The following is an 11,375-nucleotide window of genomic DNA, read 5'->3' as shown; positions in this document are numbered from 1 at the left end:
GACCAGCACTTGGAAGGGCTTGGACATCCACGGCCAGCCTTGTTGGGTCGCGTATCGAGTCGTGATCAATCTGCGGAATGTGTCTTCGTGGCGCGGTCTGGTCCGGTAGACCGTGGGATCTGTCCCCGAGTGGTGGACACCTTCGAGCCCGGCCCCGGCAGGGGCCGGGTAGGAGGCCACGATCTTCGGCGCGTCCGTCGGGCGTCCTGCACGACGCGCCGGACGGCCTCGGCGGACAGTTTCCATTCGTCGTCCTGCCACAGCACGGCGTTCAGCGTCCGGGTGTAGCTGCCTTGTTCCTCGGCCATCTCGCCGTCCTTCTGGAGGACGCGGGCCAGTGGCCGCATACCCGCTGGTGTGTACGTCTCGTTACGGGGGCAAGGCTCTTGCACGGTTGGCGTGGCGTCACAACCGCGATCACGCCAAGATCCGCAGCCTCGGCTGACGCACCATGGCCACTCTCAGATGCTGGCGGCTCCTGCGGAAGCTTCGTTGCTGCACCACCCGGATCACCACCGTCGTCCGTGCCGTCATCGCTTTCGAGCTGTCCACCTGACCAAGATGGAGAGGCTCAATGTTGGAGGAGTTCTGGCGGTAAGCGCCCATTGTCCGGTAGTGCCGATGTTTGCTGGCAAATATCCCGTGAAATACATCACTGCACATTGGGTAAATGGTGTGAACATCTTGTGCGCTGACGTAAGGATCCCTTAAGAATCTCCTCGTTCTTGATCCACAAGGGTGGGGGGATCCACGTGCGTCTTGCACGTCCGCTTGGCGTCGTTGTCGCCTTCGTCCTGACCGTCTTGGCCGGGACCGAGCAAGGCGCGTCCGTGTTGCCGCTGTTCGCGGCCGGGAGCGACACGATGGCTTCGCCCGAGCAGAGCTGGGGTTCCGCCGCCAGGCGTAGCCACAAGGCGTCCGCGGACGCCACCGACGCCTCCGCCAAGGGCGGCCGGAAGGGCGCGCTCTCCGGACGAGGGGAGGTCTCCGCCGAGCAGACAAGCAGCCTCACCCGCATTCCCAGCACAGGCAGAATTCCCAAGCCGGGCGCCGTCCAGAAGGTCGCCTCACCGGCCGCCGCCACCCCCAAGGGCTTCGACTCCAGGCTCAGCAAGGAGCTCAAGAGCAAGCGCGGCGATCAGGAACGGACGTACCTCAATCCGGACGGCACCTACACCACTCGCTTCTACACCGAGCCGGTCAACTTCAAGGCCCCGAACGGCAGCTGGAAGTCGATCGACACCCGACTGAGGCCTCGTCAGTCGAGCGGGCTGACGACGATGAGCGTGGGTGGGGACGGCTGGGAGACCGGTTCGACCGAGGTGGGCATCGCGTTCGCCGGGACCGCAGACGCCGATCCCGTGGTGCGGCTGACCGTGGATGACGGTATGACCGTCGGCTATGGGGTGGACGGCGCCGAGGCAGCGCCGGGTCAGGCTGAGGAGAGCACCCTTACCTACGAGGATGTCCGGGCCGGCTCCGACGTCGAGTTCGTTGCGGCCAACGACTCCGTCAAAGAGACCCTGGTCCTCAAGGATGCTGACGCGCCCACCGAGTGGCGCTTCCCGCTCGTGCTCGACGGCCTGATCGCCTCCCTGGACGAGCGGGGGAACGTCGTCTACACCGATGCCGCCGGAGCGGTCCGGGCCTGGACGCCGGCCGGCTGGATGGAGGACTCGAACTACGTCGAGGACTCCGGCGAGGGCGTCGTCTCGTCCAACGTCACCTACAGCCTCGACACCGAGGACGGACGCCAGGTCCTCGTCGTCAAGCTCGACAAGGAGTGGCTGTCGGCGCCGGAGCGGGTCTTCCCGGTCCGGGTTGACCCGTCGCTGAAGTCTGTCGACGCCACTTCTGGCACGTACGTCGAGTACCCCTACGACACCAACTTCGCCTCGGACACGGTGCTGAAGGTCGGCACCTACGACGGCGGCAGCCACAAAGCGGCGGCATTCCTGCGCTTCACCGGCCTGGAGACCACGCTGAAGAACGCCTGGGTGCTCGGCGCCGACCTCGCGCTGTACAACACCTGGTCGCAGTCGTGCACGGCCCGCCCCGTCACGGTCGCCCCTATCACCTCCAACTGGTCGGAGACCACCACCTCCAAGTGGCCAGGTCCTGCTACGGGTGCCTCGCTCGCGTCGAAGAGCTTCGCGCACGGCTGGCGTCCCACCGGCACCACCACCTGGTCCTGCGCCCCTGCCTGGTCGACGATCAAGCTCGGCAGTGCCGGCCGGAAACTGGTGGACGACTGGACCCACGGCCGGAAGAAGAACTACGGCCTCGCAGTGAAGGCTTCCACGACTGACTCCAAGGGCTGGAAGCAGTTCGGCTCTGACGACTATCCGAACGGCAAGCCGAGCCTGGACGTCACCTGGACCAAGTACGGCGCCACCTACGAGCTGGGCGACTTCACCGCGCCGGTCACGGCGGTCACCGAGGGCGTGGAGAAGGTGACCGTCACCAACCAGGGCCAGGAGACCTGGCCGTCTGGGGGCAACTACAAGCTGCGCTACAACCTCTTCGACGCCTCGGGCAACGAGATCACCGACCTATCGATGATCCGCTCGACCACGATGCCCCAGGCGATCTCGCCAGGCGAGAGCGTCACCCTGGACGCGAAGATAGCCCCACTCGCCCCGTCGACGTACACCATCCAATGGACAATGGACGACGCTGGCGTCAGCCGATTCACCACCGCAGGCGTCCCCGGACCGTCCGTCAAGTTGGCCTCGGTCAATATCCCGCCCAAGCTCACCGCCGAGTCCCCGAGCAGTGGTGTCACCGTCAACACGCTGACCCCGACCTTGTGGGCGAAAGGTAGCGACGCGGACCGGTACCCCAAGTCGGCACTCCAGTACACCTTCGAGGTGTGCGAGGTGGCGGGCAGCGATCTGCGCAAGAACTGCAAGACCGGCACCCGCACCAGCGAACAGCAGTGGGCCGTGCCCTCTGGCTGGCTGTCCTGGAACAAAACCTACGCCTGGTACGCCTACGCCTACGACGGGACCGCCACCTCCACCCGGCCGGGCCCCGCGCTGCTCACCACCGAGGTGCCACAGCCCGTGGTGACCAGCCACCTCGGCGGCGCCGACGACGGCAAGGAGATCGGCACTCGCGAGGGCAACTACGTCACTGCCGCAACCGACGCGGCGCTGGCCACCGTCGGTCCCGAGCTCTCGCTGACCCGTACCTACAACTCCCTCGACCCGCGTACTGACAGCGCGTTCGGCACCGGCTGGTCCACCCGCTGGGACATGCAGCTACGGGAGGAGAACGCCACTTCCTCGGCCCTGGTCACCCTTGCGGACGGCTCCCAGGTCCGGTTCGGGAAGAACACCGACGGCACCTACACGGGGCCGTCCAGCGGCTCCCTCACCCTGACCCGCCAGTCCACCGACTGGGTGCTGCGCGAACGCTCCGGCGCCACGTACCGCTTCCTTGCGAGCGGCGTTCTCACCAAGGTCACCGACGCGGCCGGGCGCGGCCAGACCGTCACCCACGACACCGCTACCGGCGGCCCCGTGAAGACCGTGACCGACGACCTGTCCGGCCGGTCTCTGAGCTTCGGCTGGACCGGAGGCCATGTCACCAGTGTCACCACCAGTGCCATCGATGTCAGCACCCCGGGCCTGACTTGGACCTACCGCTACACCGGTAACGAGCTCACCTCGGTGTGCCCGCCCACCTCGACGACGAAGTGCACGATGTACGAGTACGGCGCCGGCTCGGTCTACCGCAGCGAGGTCCTGGACTCGGCGCCCACCTCCTACTGGCGTCTGGGCGAGAGCGACGGCTCGGCCGCCGCCAGTTCCGCCGTCTCTCGTACCGGCCTCAACGATGCCGTGTACAGCGACGCCGTCCTCGGCGGCGGCTCCGCCATGGCCGGAACCACGGACACCTCGGCCGGCTTCGACGGTGTCGACTCGATCGTCGAACTGCCCACCGACACGTTGAAGACGGCCGCCTTCCCCACCATCGAGCTCTGGTTCAAGACGACCACGCCGTCCGGCGTTCTGGTCGGCTTCCAGAACCGCGAACTCGGCGAGAAGCCCACCTCCTGGCGTCCCGTCCTGAACATCGACGGATCCGGCAAGCTGCGTGGCGAGTTCTACCTCACTGGCAGCCCCACCCCGACGCCCATCGTCTCCTCGGCCGCCGTCACCGACGGCACCTGGCACCACGCCGTACTCACGGCTGCCGCCAACACCCAGAGCCTCTACCTCGACGGAGTCAAGGTCGGCACCCTGGCCGGCGCGATCACGGAGCAGTCCCGCGACTACGCCTACCTGGGCGCCGGCTACGGCAGTTCCGGCTGGATGGGCCTGGCCGAGGGTGACTATCACTTCAAGGGCCAGATGGACGAGGTCGCTTTCTACGACCACACCCTCGACGTGGCCACCATTACCGACCACTATGCGGCCCGCGCCTCCATCGGCCAGATCACCAAGGTCACCCTGCCCACCGGCCGGGTCCATGCCACCGCCGCCTACGACCCGGTGACCGGTCGGCTGACCCAGCACACCGATGACAACGGCGGCACCTGGAAGGTGTCCGCTCCTTCTTATTCGCCGGCGTCGGCCACCTACGCCGACACAATCCAACGCAGCGGCCCCACCGGCTACTGGCGGCTGGGCGAACGCGGTGGCGCCGAGGCCGCCAGCCCACTCGGCAGCGAACTTGCCGGCAGCTATCTGGACGGCACCCGCCTGGGCAGCCCCGGCGTCTTCGCCGACGGCGACGACGCCGCAGTCACCTTCGACGGAACCGGCGCGATCGAGATGCCCGCCGAGTCCCTCGGCACCACTACCGAGATGTCCCTGGAACTGTGGTTCAAGACCAGTGACCGCGGTGTCCTCGTCACCAACCAGAACGCCGACTTCGGCGACACACCCACCGGCGGGCGTCCCATGCTGCTGATCGACTCCGACGGCAAGCTGCGCGGCAGATTCTGGGGCGGAGCTACCAGCGTCCTGTCCAAGGCCGCCGTCACCGACGACACCTGGCACCACGTCCTGCTCACCGGCAACGAGGGCTACACGGCTCTGTTCGTCGACGGCTCCTACCAGGGCGGCAACACCACCGGTGTCGCCACAGACCGCTTCGACCACGTCTTCGTCGGCGGGGGCTATTCCTCCACCAGCTGGGACGGACAGCCCCTCGGCTACCGCAACTTCACCGGTGAGATCGACGAGGTGGCCTTCTACGACAAGGCCCTCGTCACCTTCCAGAAGTCCGGCTCCACCTGGAGCTACGTCAAGCCCGCTGTCGGCCAGACTGATCTGCCCACCCAGCACGTCCAAGCCCGTCGGGGCTTGGTCGCGGGCCGTGGCGACCAGTACGACGGCGTCGCCCTTGCCGACGCGCCCAGCGCCTACTACCGGCTCGACCAGAGTTCGGGCACCGCCCTCGGCAGCGAGATCGGCGGCAGCGCCCAGCAGGCCACCTTCAAGCCGGACTCCGGCGGCACCTCCAAGCTGGATCAGTCCGGCGTGTTCGGCCCCGGGGACGACCGGGCCGCGACCTTGGGCGCCGGAGGCGTCATCCAGCTCCCCGCCACCAACCTCACAGGCGCCAGGAATCTGTCAGCGGAGATGTGGTTCAAGACCACCACCCCGTCCGCCGTCCTCCTCGGGTTCCAGAACGCCGCCGTCGGCCAGACACCCACATCTTGGCGTGCCGTCCTGAACATCGACGGCTCCGGCAAGCTGCGCGGCGAGTGGTACCTCACCGGAGACCCCGGAGCCACGCCGATCGTGTCCGCCGTGAAGGTGACCGACGGCCAATGGCACCACGTGGTCCTGTCCGGAGCGACCACCACCCAGACCCTCTATCTCGACGGTGTTGCCGTCGGCACCCTGGCCGGCACCATCGATGAACAGGCCCACCCCTACACGTATGTCGGAGGCGGCCACGGCACCCCCGGCTGGATGGGTCTCGCCGCCGGCACGTACTACTTCAACGGCCAAGTCGACGAGGTCGCCCTGTACCGCCATGCGCTGACGGCCGACCAGGTGTCCGCCCACTACCGGGCGCAGGCCGAGGCGGCCGACTCCGGGCTCACCGCCACCGTGACGGTCACCGACCCGCAGGAAGACACCAGCACCGCCACCTACGACGCCCTGCGGGGTCAGCGCATCCTGGCCCGGAGGGACACCACCGGCGCTGTCACCTCCTACGCCTACGACACAGCTGGCAACCTGCACACCATCACCGACCCCGACGGCCACACCTCGGTCACCGGACACGACGCACGCGGAAACGTGGTGTCGACCACGACATGCCGGGACGCCGACTCCTGCTGGACCGGCTTCACCTCGTACCAGCTGAACGCGTCCGACCCGCTCGACCCGCGCAACGACAAGGTGCTGTCGGTGAGCGACCAACGCTCCACCGACTACAAGGACACCCGCTACCGCACGACCTACACCTACAACGCCCAGGGCCTGCCGTTGACCACGGTCCGCGCGGACGGCTCCACCGCCACCACCACCTACACCGCCGGCACAGAGGCAGCGGTCGGCGGCGGCACCGCGCCGCCGGGCCTGGTCCTCACCCGTATCACGCCCGCCGGGGCGAAGACCTCCTACCGGTACTTCGCCAACGGCGACGTCGCCGAGGCGACTTCCCCGTCCGGCCTGGTGACCTCGTACACCTATGACGGACTGGGCCGGAAGACCTCCGAGACCCAGATCTCAGACACCTTCCCGAACGGCGTCACCACCACCTATGCCTACGACGCGGCCTCCCACGTGGTCTCCCAGACCGGTGCGGGCGTGAAGAACGAAATCACCGGCACCACCCACACCGCGCAGATCACCCGGTCCTACGACGAGGACGGCAACCTACTGTCCGAAACGACCAAGGACACCACTGGCGGCGACCCCTCGCGCACGACCACGTACCACTACGACGCACACGGTCTCAACGACTCCTTCACCGACGCCGAGAACAACACCACCAGCTACGAGCACGACAGCTTCGGCCAGGTCACCGGCATGACCGACGCGGCCGGTACGTACTTCACGTACGCGTACACCTCGCGCGGCCAGCACGCCACGACCGTCCTGAAGGACTGGACGGGCGACCCGTCGGGCACCGCACGTGACCTGACCGTGATCTCGAACGCCTACGACCCGGCCGGACGCCTGGCCTCCACCACGGACGCCATGGGCGCGACCACCGCGTACACCTACTACGACGACGGTCTGCCAGCCACCACGACGGCGAAGCGAGTCACCCAGTCCGACGGCACCCGGCACGACATCGTGCTGGAGAACGACGCTTACGACCCGGCGGGCCACCTCACCAAGCAGATCACCGGCGGTGGGAAGACCACCCGGACCTTCACGGTCGACACCCTGGGCCGCACCGTCACGAGCGTCCTCGACCCGGGCGGTCTTAACCAGAGCGCCGGCTATACCTACGACGGTGACGACCGCGTGAAGACGGAGACGCACTCCATCTCCGCCAGCCAGACGCTGACCGTTTCCTCCGAGTACGATGCTGCTGGTGACGTGACGAAGCGGACCGTCACGGACGGCAGCAGCACCCACGTCACTACGGGAACCTATGATGACCGCGGCCTGCTCCTGACCGCTGTCAGCCCGCGCGGCAACGAAACGGGTGCGGACCCGGCCGCCTTCACCTCGTCCTACCGGTACGACGAGCTGGGACACCTGGTACAGCAGACTGCCCCTGGTGTGCAGGCTGAGGAGCAGGGCAACCCGGCCTCCACCATCAATCCCGCCACGGTGACCGGCTACAACACCTTCGGAGACGTCACCGACACCAAGGACCCCCGGGACGAGGTGACCCGGGCGGAGGTCGACCGCCTCGGCCGGACGACGGCGCTGACGCTGCCCGACTACACCCCGCCGGGCTCCTCGACCGCACTGACGGCGACCAGCCGCACCAGCTACAACGCGCTGGGCCTGCCCACGTCGGTCACCGACCCGCTCGGCCGGGTCACCCGGTACGGCTACGACCAGTTCGGTCGGTTGGCTGACAAGACCGACCCGGTCGCCGATCCGGCGGACGCGCTGGCGTCCAAGTCCGTCCCCGGTCTCGTCACGGGCCCGGTCACGTCCACGGACGGCGGTGGCATCACCCACTACTCCTGGACACCGACCGGCCTGCGACTGTCGGTCACCGACCCGACCGGCGCCCGCACGGAAGCCACCTACGACGAACTGGGTCGGCAGATCACGGCGACGACGGTCGAGCGCTACCCGACCCTCCAGAACCTGACCAGCCGTTACACCTGGGACTACGCGGGCAACCAGATCTCGTCAACCACGCCCGAAGGGGCCACCACGACCGCCGGCTTCGACCCGGCAGGCGAGGTCACGTACGTGACCGACCCGGCCGGCACGACCCGCTTCGGCTACGACGGCCTGGGCCGCAGGACCGGGGTAACGGACGCGACTAACCGCAGGACGACGACCACCTACGACGCCCTCGGCGATGTCACCGCCACGATGGACTACGGGACCGGCGGTACGGCCCTGCGCACGCTGACGGCCGAGTTCGACGCCGACGGCGACCGCACGGCCGTGATCGACCCGCAGACCAAGGCCCGTACCACGTACACGTACGACGCCCTGGGCCGACTGACCCAACAGGTCGAGCCGGTCTCGGACACCAAGTCGATCACGACGGCGTTCGGCTACGACGCGGCGGGCAACCGCACCCGGCTGACGGACGGCCGCGGCAACACCACCGTCTACACGTTCAACAGCTGGGGCCTGGCCGAGTCCACGATCGAACCGGCCACCGACGCCACCCCGTCCGAGGCCGACCGTACCTGGACGACTGCCTACGACAAGGCGGGTCGGCCTGTCACCGAGTCGCTGCCGGGCGGGGTGAAGCGCGAGCGTACCTACGACGGTCTGGACCGGCTCATCCACGAGACCGGCACCGGCGCCGAGGCGGCGACCGTGGACCGCGGCCTGGACTACGACCTGGCGGGCCGTCTGACCTCGGTCACCACGGCTGACGGCACCAGCCGGAACAAGTACACCTACAACGACCGCGGCGAACTCCTGACAGCCAGTGGTCCTGCCGGAGAGGCCAGTTACACCTACAACGCCGTCGGCGACATGACCCACCGCAAGACCACCGCCGGCGACACCGACTACGGCTACGACAGCGCGGGCCGCATCGACTGGGCCTCGGACTCCCTCACCGGCAGCCAGGTCTGGTACGACTTCGACGCCGCCGGACGCCCGAGCCTGGAGCAGTACGCCACCAAGCGGGCCGGGGCGACCCAATACACGGTCACGGCCAGGCGTAGCTACGGCTACGACGACCTGGGACGCCTGACCACAGACAGAATCACCAACCCCGACGGCTCGACCACAGTCGCCTCCACCACGTACGGCTACGACTTGGACGACAACCTGACGTCGAAGAAGACGACGGGCACGGCGGGAGCTGGCGACAACTCCTACGCGTACGACCACGCGGGCCGTCTGACGTCCTGGACGAAGGACGGAGCCACGACGCCTTTCGCGTGGGACGCGGCGGGCAACCGGACCACGGCGGGCCCGACCAAGGCGACCTTCGATGCTCGCAACCGTCAACTGAGTGACGGGGCGACGAAGTTCACCTATACGCCACGCGGTACTCTGGCATCGGTCGATGCTGGCAGGGACACCCCGCGTTCGCTGACCTTCGACGCCTTCGAGCGCAAGATCACTGACGGCGGCACGACCTACACCTACGACTCCCTCGACCGTGTCCAGACCCGGGGCTCGTCGGCCTTCACCTACGACGGAGGCTCCAACAACCTCGCGAGCGACGGCGTCAGCGCCTACAACCGCACACCCGAGGGCGCCTTGCTGTCCATAGCCACCGGCACCACCAAGCAGTGGGCGCTGACAGACCAGCACACCGACCTGGTCGCAGGCCTTAGCGCCGACGGAGCGTCGGTCAGCGGCTCGAAGGCGTATGACCCCTTCGGCACGGAGACAGCCACCAACGGCACCACCCCCGCCGTCGGCTACCAGTCCGCCTGGACCGACCCGTCCTCCGGCGGCATAGACATGGCCGCCCGCTGGTACCAGCCGGGCACAGGCTCGTTCGAGTCCCGCGACACCTACCAGCTCGACCCGACGCCCTCGGCCCGGGCCAACCGCTACGTGTACGCCGATGGCGACCCGCTCGGCGGCACAGACCCCACAGGGCACTGCCCGGATGCATGCGTAATTGAGGGGACGTTGGTCATCGGCGGTCTCACCGTTTTGGCCGGCTGGGCCTCCTACGAGTTGCAACACGTGAACATCGGCTCCTGGGGCGACTCCGGGACCACGGTCGGACACCACAGCGCCCCGGCCGGTCACGCGCTGTCCCAGTGGACGAACACCAGGAGCCTGGCCGACGCCATCGCGGCCCAGGCCGAGGCCCAGGCCCAGGCCGCGAGTGCCTGGAGGGCGCGTGCATCGAGGGATAGCGCCGCCCATGTCTCCACGGGCACCAGCAGCACCTACTACCCCCACCCCTACGTCGGCAGCTGGTCCGCCGCGGCAACCCGGGTGACCACCCCGCCAAAGCCGCCCATCCCTCAGAACCCCAATAAGGGCAAGAACCCCAGGCCCGCCCCCACTCGCCCGGCGCCCAAGCCGGACTGGGGAGGCAAGGGCAGCGGAGGCTGGAAGCCCGGCGACGCAATCACGCTGGTCGTCGGCGCGCTGAAGATGCTCGACCTCGTAGGAGACGACCGCTACACGCCCGACAATGAACCGGAGGCCATGCCGGCACCGGTGAACAACGCCGTCTGCGTGTCCACCGGCGGCTGCACCGGAGACGATGATGACGAGGGGCGCAGGAGCTCGTGCGATGCGACGCCCCTGATCGACGGTGGGCGGATCTACGGCGGTCTTGAGGAATACACGGACCACCACGGGAACAAGGGATGCAGGGCGACCGGCGCCATCGCATTCCTCACCAAGAGCGATCGCAGGTCGCGCACGGGAGCGGGTGGCCTGCCGAAGTGCCCCGAATGCGAGCCCTCCGTCGCTCCGGACGGAATGGAAGAGATCCGGGCAGGGGGAGGAGATCCGCAGGCTGGTCACCTGATAGGTTATTGGGGTAAGGGTACCGGTCAGGATATTCGAAACCTGGTGGCTTTGAATGCTAGGGCGAACGCCCGGATGGCGAGCAAGGTGGAAGCCTTCGGCTGGAAGTCCCTGAATAAAAACAACAGCCTGTTCATGTCCGTCGTTCCCCTATACGGAGACACTCGCTCGGCCGTTCCTACGACTATCCAAGTGGGAATGACCGTGTATGGACCCGGGGGAGGGATCGTGGACAGTTATTCATGCACTGCGATCAACTCCAAGACGGGCATAGGCTCGAAATGCTAAGGAGGTCTG

General features: G+C 67.7%; 1 protein-coding gene and 1 pseudogene. Both read left to right on the top strand.

Going from position 1 to position 11,375, the window contains the following annotated elements; genetic code table 11:
• Positions 1 to 409: 409 nt before the first annotated feature.
• A pseudogene (locus ACRWND_RS15515) lies at positions 410 to 556 on the top strand (IS5/IS1182 family transposase); the annotation flags it as partial.
• A gap of 307 nt (positions 557 to 863) precedes the next feature.
• Positions 864 to 11,366 carry a LamG-like jellyroll fold domain-containing protein gene (locus tag ACRWND_RS15510; RefSeq protein ID WP_431949529.1) on the top strand — a complete coding sequence of 3,501 codons (10,503 nt, stop codon included), beginning with the start codon at positions 864 to 866 and terminating at the stop codon, positions 11,364 to 11,366.
• Positions 11,367 to 11,375: the final 9 nt, after the last annotated feature.

This window comes from Actinacidiphila sp. bgisy167, from assembly GCF_965342175.1.
Taxonomy (GTDB): Bacteria; Actinomycetota; Actinomycetes; order Streptomycetales; family Streptomycetaceae; genus Actinacidiphila.
The sequence above is the reverse complement of the archived record's forward strand: the minus strand, read 5'-3'. Positions and strand labels throughout refer to the sequence as shown.

Excerpts from the sequence above, each read along its gene's own strand:
- ACRWND_RS15510 (WP_431949529.1), top strand. The coding sequence starts at position 864 with ATGGCTTCGCCCGAGCAGAGCTGGGGTTCCGCCGCCAGGCGTAGCCAC.